The sequence below is a fragment of the Chitinimonas taiwanensis DSM 18899 genome (genome assembly GCF_900119825.1).
GTDB classification, from domain to species: domain Bacteria; phylum Pseudomonadota; class Gammaproteobacteria; order Burkholderiales; family Chitinimonadaceae; genus Chitinimonas; species Chitinimonas taiwanensis.
Genome location: NZ_FPKR01000011.1, coordinates 111,587 through 129,631, shown reverse-complemented (window position 1 = coordinate 129,631; position 18,045 = coordinate 111,587). Strand labels below are relative to the sequence as shown.

At 64.4% G+C, this 18,045-nt stretch carries 19 protein-coding genes; 2 read left to right on the top strand and 17 right to left on the bottom strand.

The features are described from left to right. Nucleotides 1-54: 54 nt before the first annotated feature. From BT173_RS14250 to BT173_RS14240, 3 genes are all read right to left on the bottom strand, one after another. On the bottom strand, nucleotides 55-306 hold the full coding sequence (locus tag BT173_RS14250; protein ID WP_072429335.1) for a hypothetical protein: 252 nt from the start codon (nucleotides 304-306) through the stop codon (nucleotides 55-57). A 13-nt stretch (nucleotides 307-319) separates the two neighbouring features. Then, complete coding sequence (locus BT173_RS14245; protein WP_072429334.1) at nucleotides 320-973, bottom strand: fumarylacetoacetate hydrolase family protein; 654 nt, start codon at nucleotides 971-973, stop codon at nucleotides 320-322. A 206-nt stretch (nucleotides 974-1,179) separates the two neighbouring features. After that, complete coding sequence (locus tag BT173_RS14240) at nucleotides 1,180-2,097, bottom strand: CobD/CbiB family protein (RefSeq protein WP_072429333.1); 918 nt, start codon at nucleotides 2,095-2,097, stop codon at nucleotides 1,180-1,182. Between the two features lie 216 nt (nucleotides 2,098-2,313). Between BT173_RS14240 and BT173_RS14235 the strand changes: the two genes are divergently transcribed. Next, the gene (locus BT173_RS14235; RefSeq protein ID WP_072429332.1) at nucleotides 2,314-2,904 is read left to right on the top strand and encodes a superoxide dismutase; all 591 of its coding nucleotides are present in this window, start codon (nucleotides 2,314-2,316) and stop codon (nucleotides 2,902-2,904) included. 83 nt (nucleotides 2,905-2,987) lie between these two features. On the opposite strand, the gene BT173_RS14230 is transcribed toward BT173_RS14235, so the two are convergent. From BT173_RS14230 to BT173_RS14215, 4 genes are all read right to left on the bottom strand, one after another. Then, nucleotides 2,988-3,710, bottom strand: a complete 723-nt coding sequence (locus BT173_RS14230) for an anti-sigma factor (RefSeq protein WP_072429331.1) — start codon at nucleotides 3,708-3,710, stop codon at nucleotides 2,988-2,990. After that, nucleotides 3,707-4,306 (bottom strand): sigma-70 family RNA polymerase sigma factor, encoded by a 600-nt coding sequence (locus BT173_RS14225; protein WP_308417583.1) that lies wholly within the window; start codon nucleotides 4,304-4,306, stop codon nucleotides 3,707-3,709. The genes BT173_RS14230 and BT173_RS14225 overlap by 4 nt, the downstream gene beginning before the upstream one ends. Nucleotides 4,307-4,315: 9 nt before the next feature. Continuing rightward, a complete protein-coding gene (locus BT173_RS14220) occupies nucleotides 4,316-4,873 on the bottom strand; it encodes a DUF3455 domain-containing protein (protein WP_072429330.1) in 558 nt (185 codons plus the stop codon). A 128-nt stretch (nucleotides 4,874-5,001) separates the two neighbouring features. Next, complete coding sequence (locus BT173_RS14215) at nucleotides 5,002-5,928, bottom strand: LysR family transcriptional regulator (protein ID WP_072429329.1); 927 nt, start codon at nucleotides 5,926-5,928, stop codon at nucleotides 5,002-5,004. A gap of 161 nt (nucleotides 5,929-6,089) precedes the next feature. On the opposite strand from BT173_RS14215, the gene BT173_RS14210 reads away from it, so the two are divergent. After that, the gene (locus BT173_RS14210; protein WP_072429328.1) at nucleotides 6,090-6,482 is read left to right on the top strand and encodes a RidA family protein; all 393 of its coding nucleotides are present in this window, start codon (nucleotides 6,090-6,092) and stop codon (nucleotides 6,480-6,482) included. A 63-nt stretch (nucleotides 6,483-6,545) separates the two neighbouring features. On the opposite strand, the gene BT173_RS14205 is transcribed toward BT173_RS14210, so the two are convergent. From BT173_RS14205 to BT173_RS14150, 10 genes are all read right to left on the bottom strand, one after another. Further along, a complete protein-coding gene (locus BT173_RS14205; RefSeq protein WP_072429327.1) occupies nucleotides 6,546-6,929 on the bottom strand; it encodes a hypothetical protein in 384 nt (127 codons plus the stop codon). A gap of 259 nt (nucleotides 6,930-7,188) precedes the next feature. Then, nucleotides 7,189-7,821, bottom strand: a complete 633-nt coding sequence (locus BT173_RS14200; RefSeq protein ID WP_072429326.1) for an HAD-IA family hydrolase — start codon at nucleotides 7,819-7,821, stop codon at nucleotides 7,189-7,191. A gap of 140 nt (nucleotides 7,822-7,961) precedes the next feature. Further along, entirely contained in the window at nucleotides 7,962-8,684 is a 723-nt protein-coding gene (locus tag BT173_RS14195) for a response regulator (protein WP_072429325.1), read from the bottom strand. Next, nucleotides 8,674-11,361 carry a DUF4118 domain-containing protein gene (locus BT173_RS14190; protein WP_072429324.1) on the bottom strand — a complete coding sequence of 896 codons (2,688 nt, stop codon included), beginning with the start codon at nucleotides 11,359-11,361 and terminating at the stop codon, nucleotides 8,674-8,676. The genes BT173_RS14195 and BT173_RS14190 overlap by 11 nt, the downstream gene beginning before the upstream one ends. Before the next feature lie 40 nt (nucleotides 11,362-11,401). Next, nucleotides 11,402-11,992 carry a potassium-transporting ATPase subunit KdpC gene (kdpC, locus tag BT173_RS14185; RefSeq protein ID WP_072429323.1) on the bottom strand — a complete coding sequence of 197 codons (591 nt, stop codon included), beginning with the start codon at nucleotides 11,990-11,992 and terminating at the stop codon, nucleotides 11,402-11,404. 52 nt (nucleotides 11,993-12,044) lie between these two features. Beyond that, the gene (gene kdpB / locus BT173_RS14180) at nucleotides 12,045-14,201 is read right to left on the bottom strand and encodes a potassium-transporting ATPase subunit KdpB (RefSeq protein ID WP_444542033.1); all 2,157 of its coding nucleotides are present in this window, start codon (nucleotides 14,199-14,201) and stop codon (nucleotides 12,045-12,047) included. A gap of 9 nt (nucleotides 14,202-14,210) precedes the next feature. Continuing rightward, nucleotides 14,211-15,998, bottom strand: a complete 1,788-nt coding sequence (gene kdpA, locus BT173_RS14175) for a potassium-transporting ATPase subunit KdpA (protein WP_072429322.1) — start codon at nucleotides 15,996-15,998, stop codon at nucleotides 14,211-14,213. A 412-nt stretch (nucleotides 15,999-16,410) separates the two neighbouring features. Beyond that, entirely contained in the window at nucleotides 16,411-16,803 is a 393-nt protein-coding gene (locus tag BT173_RS14160) for an MAPEG family protein (protein WP_072429319.1), read from the bottom strand. A 101-nt stretch (nucleotides 16,804-16,904) separates the two neighbouring features. Continuing rightward, entirely contained in the window at nucleotides 16,905-17,285 is a 381-nt protein-coding gene (locus BT173_RS14155; RefSeq protein ID WP_072429318.1) for a DUF7668 domain-containing protein, read from the bottom strand. Between the two features lie 127 nt (nucleotides 17,286-17,412). Further along, the gene (locus BT173_RS14150) at nucleotides 17,413-17,937 is read right to left on the bottom strand and encodes a GNAT family N-acetyltransferase (RefSeq protein ID WP_072429317.1); all 525 of its coding nucleotides are present in this window, start codon (nucleotides 17,935-17,937) and stop codon (nucleotides 17,413-17,415) included. Nucleotides 17,938-18,045 lie beyond the last annotated feature (108 nt).

Sequence of the window (18,045 nt, the reverse complement as noted above, 5' to 3'; positions counted from 1 at the left end):
CGCAAAAAAGCCGCTGATATACAGCGGCTTTTTTATTTGCCTGGGGTTGCTGGCTTAACGCCAGCGATTGAGCTGATTGCGCATCCAGCGCCACAGCATGGGCAGCTGGCACAGGCCGAATAGCATGAAGCCCATTTCCATCCCCGCCTGACCGCCCTCGCCCAACCAGCCAAGGAAAAACAGCCAGAACAGCACGATGCCGAGCAGCGCCAGCTGCTTGAAACCGCGCGATACCGGCTCGGGCGCGCGGCTCGAGCGCAGCTCGGTGTCCTGCTCACTCCAGCGCGGCTTCATCTGGATGCGCATGCGCCGACGCATATCAGGCCACCGTGAAGCGCGCGCGCAGCAGGTCAGCGAGCCCCATCTCCAGCACATCGCCCGACTGCAGCGCGCCCACGCCGGCCGGCGTGCCGGTGTAGATCAGATCGCCAGCCTGCAGGCTGAAGCGGCTGGACAGGTATTCGATGATAAAGGGCAGCTCATAGATCATCAGCCGGGCATCGCCGTTCTGGCGGCGCTGGCCGTTCAGATCCAGCCAGAACTGCACTTCCCCAGGCTCGGGTAGCGCGGCGGCAGGCAGGAAGGCGCTCACGCAGGCCGAACCATCGAAGCCCTTGGCCACGCTCCAGGGCAGGCCTTTTTCCTTGGCGCGACTTTGCAGATCGCGCGCAGTCAGATCGAGGCCCAGGCCATAGCCGGCAATATGCTGGAGCGCCGTGGCGCGCGGAATATGCTTGCCGCCCTGCCCGACTACCAGGACCAGCTCGCCCTCGTAATGCACCTCCTGCGCATGCGGCGGCAGGGGAATCGGCGTGCCTTCGTACAGCAGGGCCGAGGTGGGCTTGAGGAAGACCACCGGCTCGGGCTCGACCTGGTTGCCCAGCTCGGCCGCGTGGGCGGCGTAATTGCGCCCGATGCAGAAGATATTGGCGACCGGCAGTTCGCGCTGGTCGGTAAAGCGTATGACTGGCATGGCGACATCCGCGTGAACGAGGGCCCAATGTTAACAAGCGGGCCAGAAAAAAGGACGGCCGCGGCCGTCCTGGTTTAGCTTGATCAAATCCGCGCAGCGCGCCAGCGTCATTCACAAAACGGTGCTGGCAAGGCGTGCGAAACGCAGACAGTACAAGACGTACGGCAAGTGAGCACAACGCGGCCAGCGCCGTTTTGTGGATGGCGCTAAAGCCAGAAGGCCACCGTGACCACCAGCACTAGTAAGAGCCAGCACAGCAGCGTGCGCCAGACCAGGCCGACCGCGCTATTGAGCATATTGGCATCGGCCTCTTCACCCAGGCCCAGTTCGGGGCGGAAGGTCACCGTGTAGTTCTGGTGCAGCGGCATACCGAGGCGCACGCCGATGGCGCCGGCACCGGCCGCCAGCAGGATGCCGTAGGCCGCGCTGGCCCAGCGCTCGGCCTGCTGACGCCAACAGAACACCGCATCCTCGAAGTCGCCCACGATGGCGAAGCTGGCCGCGGTCACGCGGATTGGTAGCCAGTCGATGGCATCGGCCGCCTTGTCGGCAAAGCTGCCAAAGCGCTCGCCACGACGACGGTCGCGCGCACCCCATTTGAGCTGCAGCACCGTGGTGGCGCGATAGGCCACCGCGCCGGCCGGGCCGAGCACGATGAACCAGAACATCGGGCCGAACACATGGCGGTAGGCATCGATCAGGCCCTGTTCAATGGCCAGACGCGCCACCTCATTGCTGCTCAGCTCGCTGCTTGGCTCGCGCGTCCAGCTGGCCAAGAGCTCGCGCGCCTTGGGCAGATCGTCATCGCGCAGCGCCTCGGCCACGCCAGTAAAGGCCGAGCTGAACTGGCGAAAGCCCATGGTCACCCACAGCACGGCCAGGCCGAACAGCCAGGCAGCGGCCCAGTGCACGAGCTGCAAACCACCCCAGATGCTGAGCACCAGCGCAGTGGGCGTCAGCACCGCAATCAACCAGCCAACCACGCCGTGCTGGTATTCACCAGCATTGAAGTTGCGCTCCACCGCTTCGGCAAAGCCGCGGTAAGCACCGTAGAAAGGATTGCCCCGGCCGATGGGCCGGAACTGTTCGAGGACGAGAGCGAGGACGAGCGCGAGCCAGGTCATGGAGCAGCATTTCGGTTCAAGACCGCGCCATGATAGCGCAAAAGCTCCAGACGACCGCCCAGCTGGGCCGCGCACCGGCACGGTTCAGAAGCCGGCGGAATAACGTAGTAATTTAGTCAACCATTGGCCGCAGCCCCTTGCTGCGCTATGATTTCGCGTCTTCCCGAGAGCCAGCCTGCAAGGCTAGGCCTATCAAAACCGTCCTGGAGAACTGTCATGGAACACAAGCTGCCCGAACTGCCCTACGCCCTCGACGCCCTGGCTCCCTTTATGTCCAAGGAGACCCTCGAGTACCACTACGGCAAGCACCATCAGACCTATATCACCAATCTGAACAATCTGATCAAGGGCACCGAGCACGAAAACGCCAGCCTGGAAGAGATCGTGAAGAAGGCTCCGGCCGGTGGTCTGTTCAACAACGCCGCCCAGGTCTGGAACCACACTTTCTTCTGGCTGGGCTTCAAGCCGAACGCCGCAGCAGCCGACCGTGCACCGGCTGGCAAGCTGGCCGACGCCATCAATGCCAAGTGGGGTTCCTTCGACGAGTTCAAGAAGGCCTTCAACACCGCCGCAGCTGGCAACTTCGGCTCGGGCTGGACCTGGCTGGTCAAGAAGGCTGATGGCTCGCTCGATATCGTCAACACCAGCGCTGCCGGCACCCCGCTGACCACCGCCGACACCGCGCTGCTGACCGCCGACGTGTGGGAACACGCTTACTACATCGACTACCGTAACAGCCGCCCGAACTACCTGGAAGGCTTCTGGAAGCTGGTCGATTGGGACGTGGTTGCCGCCCGCCTGGGCTAAGCCCTCGTCCGGCCCCATGGGCCAGACCGCCAGTGAAACGCCCCTGCTTTGGCAGGGGCGTTTTGTTTTACTCCCTACCGGGCTCAAATCGGCACGGTACGGCCCAGGTAGAGAATCGGCCCGGTCGGGCGGTCAAGCGGCGAGCCGGTTTCCGGCTCCAGGGTGATTTCGAACAGCTGCTGCGCTTCCACCGACGGCAGACGCGCCAGCGGCAATTCCAGCACTTGGCCAGGCTGGACCAGCCCCAGCGAAGTCGGACCGGCCGCGCCCTGTGGCTTGGTCCAGAACTGCAGCGCACGACCAGGCGGCAGCACATCAGCCCCTGCTACCGGCACCAGCCGCAACGGGCGACCGGCCTGCAATTCCACCACCCAGCCGGTGGCCTGGGTGCTCGGGTTTTGCAGCACGGCCAGATAGCGCGGGCCGCTCGCATCCGGCCCAGCTCGCTGCACCAGCAGCACACCAAGCAGCAGGCTCAATGCCAGCGCGGCCCCGCTAAGTCCTTGCCACAGCCCAAGGCGCTGCCACCATGCCGCGCGGCTTGGCGCCACCGGCCGCGCCGTCGCGGCCACCATTGCCTTTACCGCACGGTCGATGCGCGGCCAGAGCGCGGTACTGGGTTCGGCTGGTGCGGCATGCCGGCTCAGGCTCAGTAGCTTGTCCTGCCAGTCATAGACTTCGGCGCGCAGGGCCAGATCGTGGTGCAGTGCCTCGCGCAGCTGCCTCTGTTCCTCGGCTGGCAGCGTACCCAGCACATATTCGGCGGCTGCGGCACTGCGCTGGGTGGCGTCGTTCAAGTCGATCATACCAGGCACTCCTTCAGGCTGGCCAGGCTGCGCCGTATCCAGGATTTGACCGTGCCGAGCGGTGTTGCCAGCCGGGCGGCGATCTGTTCATGGGTATAACCGTCGACAAAGGCGTGCAGCACACAGGCTCGCCGCGCCTCATCCAGGTGCTGCAGGCAGCGCTCCAGGCTCTCGGCATCCAGCTCGCGCTCGGCTGCGCTATCGGCGCTCGCCATCTGATCGGATAGCGCCGTCAGCGCCTCTGGCTCCAGTACCTGCAGGCGCGCCGGGTCGCGCACCGCCTTCAGCGCCTGATGGCGTACGATGGTATATAGCCAGCCACGTGCAGATCCGAGCTGCGGCTGATAGCTGTGCGCATGCTGCCAGACCTGCATGAAGGCCTCCTGCAGCACATCCTCGGCCCGCTCCCGGTCGCGCACGATGCGCAGGGCCACGCCCAGCAACCAGCGCGCCTCGCGCTCGTAGAGGGCGCGCAGCGCAAACTGCTCGCCGCGCGCGCAGGCCAGCACGGCTGCTTCATAGTCAAAACTTGGCGGGATGGGCATACGGACCTTGGCGGTGTCGGCGCAATCGAGCGCCGACACTAGCAGTTGCACACAGGGGGTTCAAGCCGCCTTCCAGAAGATGTAATCGGCCTGGTAGGGCACGCGCTGCTGCTTGCCCACGCTGCTGGCATCGCAAGGGCTGGCCGGCGCCACGCCGCCCTGGGTGGCCACGCGCTGGATATGGCTGACCCCGCTCAGCAGCCCCGCGCCGACGGCCGGGTTGGCCTTGACCAGTTGCAGCGGGATATTGCCCGGCGCGGCCGGTGCCACGGCCAGCTGGCTGCCGGTGAGCTTGCTGCCGTCCAGCGCTGCCCAGGTGGCGGGCGGGCCGTAATAGCTGCCCAGCTTGGCGCCCTGCCGATTCTTGAGCTCGGCCATGGGACCAAGGAACACCCATTCGTGGCTGCCGGGCATGGCAGCCTTGGCACGGCATTCATAGGTGATTTCGCCCACGCCCACGCTTTCCAGTGCCACGGCATGGCCGGCGGGCACTTTGACAGCATCGGGCAGGCCATCCTGGCTGAACGGTTTGGCCATCTCGGGCATGGCAGGCAGGCCGGCGCAGGCCGATAGGAAGGTGGCGGCGCCAAGGGTAAGCAGGCTGGTAGCGGTACGCATGGAATAGCTCCTGGTTTTTGGGGATAAAGGCGATGTGGCCGAGGCTCACTTCCCCTACTAGCCAGGCGCGCGCATTCTGGATGCAGCGACCGCAAAAAAATTTCCCAAGCACGGCAAGTGCGCCCAGCCTAGGTAGGCGGCGAAGTATCCAGGGGCGCATGGCGCGCCATCAGCTCGCAAAGCCAGGCGATGAAGGCCCTGAGCTTGGCGCTCAGATGGCGGTTGGGCGGGTAGACCACCTGCAGCGGCATGCTTGGCGCTTGCCAGTCCTCGAACAGCGCAACCAGACGGCCCTGCTCCAGCTGCGGGCGCGCCATATAGTCGGGCAGCCAGAGTATGCCCATCCCGGCCAGGCCAGCCGCCAGATACGCGCTGCCATCATCCAGCGCCACGGTATAGCGCCCGGCCAACTCGACGCGCTCGGCACCGCGCCACACGCTGATCGGCGCCAGCTTGCCGGTGCTGGCGGCCAGAAAGCCGACCGTACGGTGATGGCTGTTTTCTAGCTCGGTCGGGTGCGTGGGCAGGCCGGCGCGCGCCAGATAGCTGGGCGCCGCATAGGCCGCAAAGTGCAGCTCGCCGATGCGGCGCGCGATCAGCGTGGAATCAGCCAGCGCACCGCCGCGCAGCACGCAGTCGACATGGTCGCCAATCACATCCACCAGCCGGTCGCTCACGCCCAGGTCGAGCTGGATATCGGGATAGCGCGCATGAAAGTCCGGCAGGGCCGGCACCAGGATCAGCTGGGCAATCGGGCTGGGCACATCAACGCGCAGGCGCCCTTGGGGCAGGGCTGCCGCCTGACCCAGGCTGGCATCGGCCTCCGCCATGGCGGCCAGTAGGCGCACCACATGCTGGTAGTAGATCGCCCCCTCGGCGCTCAGCGCCACCTTGCGCGTGGTGCGATTGAGCAGCTTCACGCTCAGACGCGCCTCCAGCTGCTGGATCAGCTGGGTTACCGTGGTCTTGCTCATATGCAGCGTCTGCGCAGCCTTGGTAAAGCTGCCGGCTTCCACCACCCGAGCGAAGGCCTGCATCGCATCGAAGCGATCCATCTCTACTCCCTGACATCGAATCATTATTTGCAAAACGCAAACAGTGATTGTGCGACTTGCGCGTTTATCCGCCCAGCGCAAATTCCTAATATCGCCTGCCAGTCACCCGCCGGCAGCCTGCCGCGCTGGGGAACGTGTCCAAATCACAGGAGACCCAGCCCATGTCCACACGCGATGTTGTCTTTCCCACCCAGCGCCAGGCGCTGTACGAACAGAACCGCTACTCGCCCGCGGTGCGTTCGAATGGCTTTCTGTTTGTATCGGGGCAAGTAGGCAGCCATCCGGATGGCAGGCCAGAGCCGGAGCTGGCGCCCCAGGTCAGGCTGGCCTTCGACAACCTGAATGCCATCCTGGCCGCGGCTGGCTGCAGCTTTGATGATGTGGTCGATGTCACCGTCTTCATCGTCGACCCGGCCCTGCATTTCGAGACCATCTGGCAGGTATTCAGCGACTGCTGGGGCGAAGCCCCCCACCCCACGCTCACCGGCGTGGGCGTGACCTGGCTGTATGGCTACCAGTTCGAAATCAAGGTGATTGCCAAGCTGCCGGACTGATACGACCCTGGGCAGACGGGCATGGATGAGGGTGTGAGGAGCGCAGCCGCCTAAGCGAGGACGTCAAGACGCGCGCTTGGCCAGCCAGCGCAGCAGCGGCCCGGTCAGCAGTGTGCCGACGATGGCGCTGGGCAGGCCATACAGCACCACGGCCACATAGATCATCGAAGCACCGCCGCCCGTGTAAGGCTTGATGCAATCGATGTAGTAGGCATACACGAGCCAGGGCGCGAACAGCAGCGACGCCCCCACCGCCCGCAAGGGTTGCGGGCCGGCCAGCGCGAGCACGGCCGGCAGCATGGGCACGGCCACAAAGCACAGGGACAACCCCCAGGTGGCCAGATCGTGCCGGTAGCAGACAACACTATTGAAGGTCTGCAAGGCCACCACCAGGGCGATGGCAGCCAGCCCGATAAGAAACGATGTGGCGCGCGATGGCAGCTTCATGGCGCGCGGCCTGCGCCCGCCCCCAATGGGCTGAGGCCTTTCGGCTTGATTTGAGTCTGGCATCGCACGCTGAAGCCTCCGAGGTACCGAGCAGCTCGGCTGCGGCTGGTCGTGCAGCAATCCTGCCGCAAATCAAGGGACGTAGGGCGGATTCGCGTAGCAATCCGCTGTGGGATCAAGGCATTGACGCGGAAATTGCTGCGGCGGTTATTCCATCAAGATTGCATTCGGCGGGTTGTCGCTGCGCGCCGAACCCTCCCTACGGTGCTAAATCCATAGCCTGGAGAATGGTAGGTAACGCAGACATGTGCGAAAAGCTGCGCGCACTGTGCGTCTTGCTATGTGGTGCATAGTGCAGCGCCCGCATGCCGGCGGCGGCAGCCGCCTGCAGCCCAACCGGACTGTCTTCAACCACGATGCAGTTTGTCGGGGCAAAGCCCATTGCCGATGCTGCATGCAAGAACAAGCCAGGTTCGGGTTTCCAGGAGCCAATGAGATAAGAGCTGAAGACCTGTTCGCCAAAAAACGGCGCCAAACCCGTCACCGCCAAACTCTGCCTGATCTTCTCGGGCGGTCCACTGGAGGCAATACAGCAAGGGAAAGTAAGGGCCTGCAGCATTTCCGGCACGCCCTCGATCGCCCGAAGTTCGGTCGCAAACAATTCAGCAACCCGTTGTCGGTAACTTTGCTCAAAGCACGCGGGTAGCGGTGATGACAGCTTCTGCTCGATCTCATGCAGGATGCGCGACAGCTGCTTGCCGCGGAACTGGTCGACCAGCGACTCGATGGGCTCGTTCAGCAAGGGGAGCAGATCCAGGAAGGCCTGGTTACAGAGGGTTTCGCTATCTACCAGCGTACCGTCGAGATCGAAGATGACCAGTAAACGTGACATGGGCTTAGATGTCCGCCATAGAGGGTGAATTCATACAACAATCCGCCGTGAGTCAAAGCATTGACACTTTAATGACTGTCGCAGTCATGACAGCGAGACCGTATGCGGCGGCTTGTGACGCAAGCAACGCTGCAGTCGCCCTACACCACCCCACACAGCCGATACCCCACCCCCAGCTCGGTACGCAGGAATTCGGGTTTGGCGGGCAGGTCTTCGAGTTTTTGGCGCAGATTGCCCATGTGGATGCGCAGGTAGTGGCTGCGTGCCTCGTAGCCCGGGCCCCAGACTTCGATCAGTAGTTGGCGGTGGGTCAGTACCTTGCCGTGCGATTTGATCAGGGCGGCCAGCAGGCGGTATTCGATCGGGGTCAGGTGCAGCAGGGTGTCGCCCTTGTGCACCTCGCGGCGGGCCAGGTCGACGCGGATGGTGCCGAACTGGACCTGGGCGCTGGCTTCGTCCGCGGCGTTGAGGGCGGCGCGGCGCAGCTGGGCGCGTACCCGTGCCAGCAGTTCGGGAATGCCAAAGGGTTTGACCAGATAGTCATCGGCGCCGGCATTCAGCGCGCTGACCTTGTCCTCCTCGCGGTCACGCGCCGACAGCACCAGAATCGGTGCGGTGGACCAGGCGCGCAGTTCCTGAATCAAGACAATGCCGTCCTGGTCGGGCAGACCCAGGTCCACCACCAAGAGCGAGGGCTGGCGCGTACCGGCTTCGATCAGCGCCCTTTGCGCACTCTCGGCCTCGAATACCAGCCATTGCTCGGCTTCCAGCGCAGTGCGCACAAAGCGGCGGATATGTGGGTCGTCCTCGACCAGCAGGATGCGCGCGGCATGCTGGCGCGACTCGGTCTTTTCAATGCTCATGCTCTGGCTCGGCAAAATGGGGCGGCTGGCCCAGGGGCAGGGTAAATACCAGGCGGGCGCCGCCTTCAGCAAGATTGTGGGCGCGCAGCTGGCCGCCGTGCGCCTCGACGATGGCGCGGCAGATGGCAAGGCCGAGGCCTACGCCCGGTTGGGCCGATTCGGCATCACCGCGCGCGAATTTATCAAACAGCTTTTCTTCCTGGCCCGGCGGAAAACCCGGACCGCGATCTTCCACCGCCACCTGCAGACGCACGCCGTCCACCTGGGCGGCGATGCGGATAGGGCTGCCGGGCGGGCTGTACTTGGCGGCATTGTCGAGCAGATTGACCAGCACGCGTTCGATCAGCACCGGGTCGAATTCACACAGCGGCAGCGGCTCATCCAGCGCCAGCTGCAGCGGGTGGCCGGCCAGCACACCATCGAGCTGGTGCAGGGCCGAGCCCACCACTTCCTCGAGCGAATTCCAGTCGCGCTGCAGCTGCACCGCGCCAGCCTGCAGGCGGGCCATTTCCAGGAGCTTGATCACCAGCTCGGTGGTGGCCTGGGTTTTTTCGCGCAGCGCCGCAGTCAGCTGCTGGCGCTGGCGCTCGTCCAGGCCCGGCTGGTCCAGCGTCTGGGCCAGGCCCTGCAGCGCGGTCAGCGGGGTGCGCAGATCGTGCGATACGGCGGCAAGCAGATCGTTGCGCAGGCGCTCGCCTTCCATCTGCACCAGCGCATCCTGCGCCACTTCCACGAAGTGCACGCGCTCCAGCGCCAGCGCGATCTGGGCCGCGCAGGCATCCAAAAGGCGCTTGTCTTCCGGCTCATCGAACAGCTGCGCATCGGCCGGGGCCAGCATCAGCACGCCACGCGTGCGCATCGGCGCCTTCAGCGGCAGGTAGTGGGCGGCGCTAGCCGGCAGGGTCTGGGTGCCCAGGCCGGCGGCCTGCTGATGGTCGTACACCCATTGCGCGACTGCGCTATCCACGGTCAGACCGGGTTCGGCCTCGGGCGCCAGCATGGGGCGCAGCTTCTCGTGGCTGTCGGGCAGCAGCAGTACGCAGAGGCCGCCAAACAACATGGGCAGGCGGCTGCCGGCCAGGGTCACGATCTGCTCGGTCAGCAGCGCGCCACTCAGCGCCTGGGCCAGCTTGGCTAGCTCATCGGCGCGGTATTCGCGCTGGCGCGCCATATCGGCTTCGAAGCGCAGCCGGGCAGCCAGCTGGCCGATGATCAGCGCCACGGCCAGCATCAGCGCAAAGGTGAACAGGTATTGGGTGTCGTTCACCGTGAAGGTCAGACGCGGCGGCACGAAGAAGAAGTCGAAACTGGCCACCGCAAGGCAAGCGGCCAGCGCACCGGGGCCACGCCCGAAGCGGATCGCCACCAGCACCACGGCAAGCAGAAACACCATCACTACATTGGCGAGGTCAAACACCGACAGCAACAGCGAGGCCAGCACCGTGGTCAGCGCCACGCTGCCGAGCGCCGCCGCATAGCCACGCCAGCCGGCACGCAGGCGAATCGGGCTGGCGGGCTCGCTGAGTGCACCGGCATCGGGCGCCATGCCCACCAGATAAAGATCGAGCTCGGCCGCCTGGGCGGCTAGCCGGTCGGCCAGGCCCGGACGCAGCACGCGCCACCAGCTGGCGCGCTGGCGATGGCCAATCACCAGCTTGCTGACATTGCGGCTTTGCGCATAGGCGCGCAGCGTGGCCACCGCGTCGGACCCGGCCAAGGTGGCGGTCTCGGCGCCTAGCTCTTCGGCCAGGCGCAAGGTGGCCAGCACGCTGGCGCGGCTGGCCTTGCTGCGCCCCTGCAGGGCCGGGGTTTCCACATGCACGGCCAACCAGTCGGCCTGCAGCTTGCTGGCCAGGCGCGCCGCGGCACGCACCAGTTTTTCGCCACTGTCGCCCGCGCCAATGCAGATCATCAGCCTTTCCTTGGCCTGCCAGACATTCTCGATGGCGCGGTCCTGGCGGTAGGCGCGCATCTGCGCATCCACCCGGTCGGCAGTGCGGCGCAGCGCCAGCTCACGCAGCGCGATCAGATTACCCTTGCGGAAGAAGTGCTGGGCGGCACGCTCGGCCGCATCGGCCAGATAGACCTTGCCCTGGGCCAGGCGCAGCAGCAGCTCATCCGGAGGCAGGTCGACCAGGCTCACCTCGTCGGCCGCGTCGAACACATGGTCGGGCACCGTCTCGCGCACGCGTATGCCGGTGATGCTGCCCACCACATCATTCAGGCTTTCCAGGTGCTGCACATTCAGCGCGCTATACACATGGATGCCGTTGGCCAACAGCTCCTCGATATCCTGCCAGCGCTTCTGGTGGCGGCTGCCGGGCAGATTGCTGTGCGGCAGCTCGTCCACCACGATCAGTTGCGCGCCCGAAGCGAGTGCGGCGTCGAGGTCGAATTCGGCCATCAGCCGACCGCGGTAGTCCACGCTGCGCGAGGGCAGCATAGGCAGGCCATCGAGCAGCGCGGCGGTTTCCGCGCGGCCATGGGTTTCCACCACGCCCACCAGCACCACCACACCCTGTTTTTGCTGCTGGCGCGCGGCACTGAGCATGGCGTAGGTCTTGCCCACGCCCGCACAGGCGCCGAAGAAGATCTTCAGCTTGCCGCGCCGGGCGGCCTGCTCCTCCTTCTGCAGGGCCTGCAATAACTGGTCGGGGTCGGGGCGGGAATTGCTCATGGGGCCGGGCGGGATGGGGTTTGGTATGGCCGGGCGCGCATCAGGCGGCCTGCTTGCCAGCCGCCAGCTTATCCAGCGCCAGGTTCAGCTCCAAGACATTTACCGTGCGCTCGCCAAAAATGCGCCAGCTCGGGTAGGCGGTATGGCGGTCGACCAGGCGCTTGACCTGCTCGGGCTGCAACTGGCGCGCGCGGGCCACGCGGGCAATCTGGTAGTAGGCAGCGGCCGGCGAGATATGCGGGTCAAGACCCGAGGCCGAGGCGGTAACCAGCTCAGCCGGTACCGGGCCTGCCTGCTCGGGATGCGCGGCGCGCACGGTGGCGATGCGTGCCTGCACGGCCTCGGCCAGCGCCGGATTGCTTGGCCCGAGGTTGGAGCCCGATGACGCGGCGGCGTTATTCGGCATCGGCCCGGTAGCGCTCGGACGGCTCCAGAAATAGTTCGGGCCGCTGAAGGACTGGCCGATCAGCTGGCTGCCCACCAGCTGCTGGTCGCGCTGGATCAGGCTGCCATTCGCCTGATGCGGGAAGATGGCTTGGGCCAGGCCGGTGATCAGCGCCGGATAGAACAGACCAGTGATGGCGCTGAGCAGCACGAACAGGGTGAGCGCGGGGCGCAGAAGGGTTTTCATCGAAAGTTTCCTTGTCAGCAAGGCCCTGCCCACTTAGGGCAGGGCTCGAGATTTAAGCCGCGCCAATGGCGACCAGCAGCAGGTCGATCAGCTTGATGCCGATGAAAGGCACCACGAGACCGCCCAGGCCGTAGACGAGCAGATTGCGGCGCAGCAGCGCGGCGGCGCCCAGGGCGCGGTACTTCACGCCGCGCAGAGCCAGCGGAATCAGCACGATGATGATCAGCGCATTGAAGATCACCGCCGACAGGATGGCGCTGCTCGGGCTGGCCAGCTGCATGATGTCCAGCGCCTTCAGCTGCGGGTAGGTGGAGGCAAAGGCCGCCGGAATGATGGCGAAGTACTTGGCCACATCGTTGGCCACCGAGAAGGTGGTCAGCGCACCGCGCGTCATCAGCATCTGCTTGCCGGTCTCGACGATCTCGATCAGCTTGGTCGGATTGCTGTCGAGGTCGACCATATTGCCGGCCTCCTTGGCAGCCTGAGTGCCGCTATTCATGGCCACCGCCACATCGGCCTGGGCCAGCGCCGGCGCGTCATTGGTGCCGTCGCCAGTCATGGCCACCAGCTTGCCCTCGGCCTGGTAGTCGCGGATCAGCTTGAGCTTGTCCTCCGGGCGCGCTTCGGCCAGGAAGTCGTCCACCCCGGCTTCGGCAGCGATAGCGGCGGCGGTCAGGCGGTTGTCGCCAGTAATCATCACCGTCTTGATGCCCATCTGACGCAGCTCGGCAAAGCGTTCCTTGATGCCGCCCTTGACGATGTCCTTCAGCTCCACCACGCCCATTACCTGCGCGCCATCGGCCACCACCAGCGGCGTACCACCACGGCGCGCCACCTGGTTCACCAGCTCGTTCACCGCCTCGGGGAAACGGCCGCCCAGCGCAGTGATATGGCTGCGCAGCGCGTCGGCCGAGCCCTTGCGCACCTGGCGCAGACCATCCGCTTCTCGGATGTCCACACCGGACATGCGCGTCTGCGCGGTAAACGGCACGAAATGGGCATCGAGCAAGGGGCGACCGCGCAGGCCAAAGCGCTGCTTGACCAGCACCACGATGGAACGCCCTTCCGGGGTCTCATCGGCCAGCGAAGCCAGCTGGGCCACATCGGCCAGCTGTTGCTCGCTGATGCCGGGCGCGGCCAGCAAGGCGCTGGCCTGACGGTTGCCCAGGGTGATGGTGCCGGTCTTGTCCAGCAGCAGCACGTCCACATCACCGGCCGCTTCCACTGCGCGGCCCGAGGTGGCAATCACATTCGCCTGCATCATGCGGCTCATGCCCGCCACGCCAATCGCGCTGAGCAAGCCGCCGATGGTGGTGGGAATCAGGCAGACCAGCAGGGCGACCAGCACGGTGATGCTGACCGGGCTGCCGCTGCCGGCCGCGTTCACGCTATAGATCGAGAAGGGCAGCAGGGTAACGGTGGCCAGCAGGAAGATCAGCGTGAGCGCCACCAGGAGGATGGTGAGCGCGATCTCGTTCGGGGTCTTCTGGCGCTTGGCCCCTTCCACCATGGCGATCATGCGGTCGAGAAAGGCTTCGCCCGGGTTGGCCGTCACGCGGGCAATCAGCCAGTCGCTCAGCACCCGTGTGCCGCCGGTGATGGCCGAGAAATCGCCGCCCGATTCGCGGATTACCGGTGCCGATTCGCCGGTAATGGCCGACTCGTCCACCGAGGCCACGCCTTCCAGCACTTCGGCATCGGCCGGCACGGTGTCGCCCGCCTCGATCAGCACGATATCGCCGCGGCGCAGGCTGGCCGAATCGATGATGCTGTGCTTGGCCTCACGACTGGCCTGGGGTAGTTTCTTGGCCACCACATTCTTACGCGTGCCGCGCAGCGCGGCGGCCTGGGCCTTGCCGCGCCCCTCGGCCAGTGCTTCGGCAAAGTTGGCAAACAGCACGGTGAACCACAGCCAGGCGGCAATCGCAAAGATAAAACCGGCCGGCGCCTCGCCCTGGCCCAGCAGGGCTTGCACACCGAGCAGTGTGGTGAGCGCGCTGCCCACCCACACCACGAACATGACCGGGTTGCGCAATTGGGCGCGCGGCGACAGCTTGCGGAAGGCTTCGGCCACGGCCGGCTTGACCAGCTGCGGGTCGAACAGCGCCAGGCCGCGCACGGTCTTGCTTTCATTCATTGCGGGCTGCTCGGCTTCAGACTGGCCGGGCGTGCTGCCCGGCTTACGCAGGGCTTCATTGATGGCATTCATGGGCTTGTCTCAACGGGAAAACAGCTGCAGGTGTTCCACCACCGGACCCAGCGCCAGGGCCGGGATATAGGTGAGCGCACCGACGATGATCACGCTGCCGATCAGCAGCACGACAAACAGGGGGCCGTGGGTAGGCATGGTGCCGTTCGAGGCGGCCAGACGCGGCTTGCGCGCCAGATTGCCGGCAATGGCCAGCACCGCCACGATGGGTACGAAGCGCCCGAACCACATCGCCGCACCCAGCATCAGGTTGTAGAACGGCGTATTGGCGGACAGGCCGGCAAAGGCGGAGCCATTGTTGTTGGCGGCCGAGCTGAACGCATACAGGATCTCGCTCAGGCCATGTGCACCAGGGTTCCACAGGCTGGCCAGCGCCGCGGGCGTGAGCACCGCCACGGCCGTGCCGCCCAGCACTAGGATGGGGCCGACCAGAATCACGATGGACACCATCTTCATCTCGTAGGCTTCGATCTTCTTGCCCAGGTATTCGGGCGTGCGACCTATCATCAGGCCGGCCAGGAAGACCGCCAGCAGCGCGAACACCAACATGCCATAGAGGCCCGAGCCCACGCCGCCGAACACCACCTCACCCAGCTGCATCAACCAGGTGGGCACCAGGCCGGCCAGCGGCATCAGGCTATCGTGCATCGCATTCACCGCGCCGCAGCTGGCTGCGGTGGTCACTGTGGCAAACAGGCTGGAGGCCACGATGCCGAAGCGGGTTTCCTTGCCTTCCAGATTGCCGATGCCGGCATCCATGCCCAGCTGGGTCAGCAGCGGGTTGGCCTGCGATTCAAAGCCGACCAGGGCGCCGAACATGGCCACGAAGATCACGCTCATGGCGGCCAGCACGGCCAGGCCCTGGCGCAGATCGCCGACTTGCCAGCCGAACATGAAACAGAGCGCAGCCGGGATCAGGAAGATGGCCAGCATCTGGGCGAAGTTGCTCGCGCCGGTGGGGTTCTCAAACGGATGGGCCGAATTGGCATTGAAGAAGCCGCCGCCATTGGTACCCAGCATCTTGATCGCCTCCTGCGAGGCCACCGGGCCCATGGCGATGGTCTGCGTCTTCGCCTGCACGGTTTCCATGACTGGCTTGCCGGCCGCATCCAGCACGGCTTGCCCTGCGGCATCCAGCTTGGGCTGGCTATAGCTGACCGGCTCGATCAGCTGCACTTCCTGGTAAGCAGACAGATTCTGGATCACGCCCTGCCCCACCAGGAACAGCGACAGCACGATGGAGATAGGCAGCAGCACATAGGCATTCACGCGCCACAGGTCGAACCACGCATTGCCAATGCCAGCCGCGTTACGACGGGTAAAGCCACGGATCAGCGCCACCACCACCGCAATGCCGGTGGCCGCGGACAGGAAGTTCTGCACAGTCAGCGCCAGCATCTGGGTCAGGTAGCTCATGGTGGCTTCGCCCACATAGCCCTGCCAGTTGGTATTGGTGACAAAGGAGATGGCGGTATTGAAGGCCGAGCCGGCCTCGACATTGGCCATGCCCGCGGGGTTCAGCGGCAGACTGAGCTGCAGGCGCTGCAGGCCATATACGGCCAGCAGGCCCAAGACATTGAACAGCACGATGGCCGTGGCATAGCGCCACCAGGGCATGTCTTCATCGGGGCTGGCACCAAGCAACTTGCCCAGACCACGTTCAATGGCGGCGAGGGCGGCAAAGCGCGCCGAAAGGCGGCCATCCAGCACCGCACGCAGATAACGCCCCAGCGGCCAGGCCAGGGCAAACAATACGATCAGGAACAGGCCGATTTGCACAACGGGCGAGGCGTTCATGCGACCTCCTCGGCATACAGCAAGGCATACACGAGATAGCCGGCCAGGCTAAGGGCCGCGCCCGCCGCCAGCCAATACATCAGCTCAGCGCTCATGCCGTGGCCCCTCCAGCTTGCGGCAGCCCGCGATCAGCCCGAGGGCCGCGCCGGCAAAGGCCAGGAACAGAATGACAACAGTTGCTTCCACGATCTCTCCCTGCAAAGTAAACGGTTGAATACGAACCGAATGCTAGAGAGCGGCATGCAAAGACAGTGTTTAGAGCCGGCCGAGGCGCATATAGATCGCGTAAAGATGGCGCAGCAGCGCGCCAAGACGAGGCTGGCCGCAGGGCGTTCGGCCGGCTTGCATAAGGGAAGTGCCTTGCTTGGCCATACGCAGTCGCTAGCCGAGCCTGAGCAGCCCAACTAGGGCGCTAGAAAACCCAAACCAGCCGCAGGCACAGCCCCAGGCCGCACACATAGGTACCAATGGCGCCAATGAAACGCGCCGGGTTCGGTTGGGCGATGCTGGGCCAGGCGATCAAGCCAAGGGCATGGATTAGCCGGCAGGCCGTGGCGGAAACGATCAAGCCCAACACGGCACCGGAAGGGGCTTGCGTACCCAGATAAAGAAACAGCACGGCCAGGAAGGGCGCGTACTCCGTCGCGTTGCCGTGGGCACGCACCACCTTGTGCAGCAGATCGCCCGGATCGTCGGCATGACCAGCCAGACGCTGTTCCGCAAAGCGCAGCGCAGAAATCAGCAAGCCCAGCCCGAACACCAAGGTCCCCAGAATGGCCGTGCAGAGCAGCGCGGTGGTATGCATGGTGTGTTCCTCCCCGTTTGAGCCAGATAAGTGGTGGGCGTACTTAAGGTGCCGCGATCGCGCCGTATTGCTCAAGAGATGGCGAGGACTCAGCGCCTGTCTTACAGCACATGAATGTCCTCTAGATAAATCGCGTAACCGTGCGGCGTTTTACTGAAGACAAATTGTGCGGTGAAGTCTGAACGCTGGTGATTCATGGCTAGGTCATGGTCAACGGCAAAGCCGGAATCGTCGTTGTAGCGATAGGCAAACACGCCCAAATCGCTGAACGCATCGGGGTCGGTGATCACACAGGTCTGACAGTCGCCGAAATGATCGTCAGACATGGCCCTGACAAAGGCCTCGCTCCAGGGCGGATCGCTGTCCCTCCGATCAATCAAGCCAAGCGCCTCGTCCAGGCCGTGCTGGGCAGCAAACCGCACCCAGGCACGGGCGAACGCGATGATGTCTGCCTCAGCGGCATCGAGAGACGGGCGTTGCATGGCACTCCTAATCTATTGATCTCGCGGGTGAACACTCGGGCAAAACCATCAACTCGGCTCACCATCGCTTTGCCCTGGCGAAAGCAGTAAAAAAAACGGTACGGTTGCAAACCATGTTGGCAGCCCGTTAGGTACCCCCGATGGCCTCAGGAAACCAGTACCAGTACATCGCAACTTCGTTTGAGACATCAGCTTGAGTCTTGTAGGCGTATAGATCGATTCCGCCCAGGACAAAACCACATTGGGCATACAGCCGGCAGGCCGGCACATTGTTTGTCTGTGTTTCCAGCCGAATGCCTTGAAGATGATGGTCGAGCGCCCATTGTTTTGAAAACTCGATCAGGCTTTTGGCTAGCCCAGTGCCGCGATGCGCATGCGCTACAACAAGATGCTCAATCTGGGCGAGATGATTCCAAGTCGAGCTGAGCACAATCTTCCCAGCCAGCGCTTGGTTAACGAAGGCACCATAGACAGAACAGTCTTCATCCAGCGCCTCATCTGACGCATAGGTTTTCAGATAAGGCGTTACGCTTTCGACGGTAAGCCCAAATGCCTTGCCAGCCAGACTGACGTTGAAGACTTCACGAACGACAAAACAGCTCTCGGCATCTAATGCCTGCGCCGCCTCTTCAGATATCGCGCTGATTCTCATAGATCGCCTCCCCAACTAAGGCTGCACCCCGACACGGCTTCGCGCCGAAGGACAGGATCGAGGCAAGATGCAGCCAGTGCCAAGCTAAATGCCGGTACAAGTGGGTAT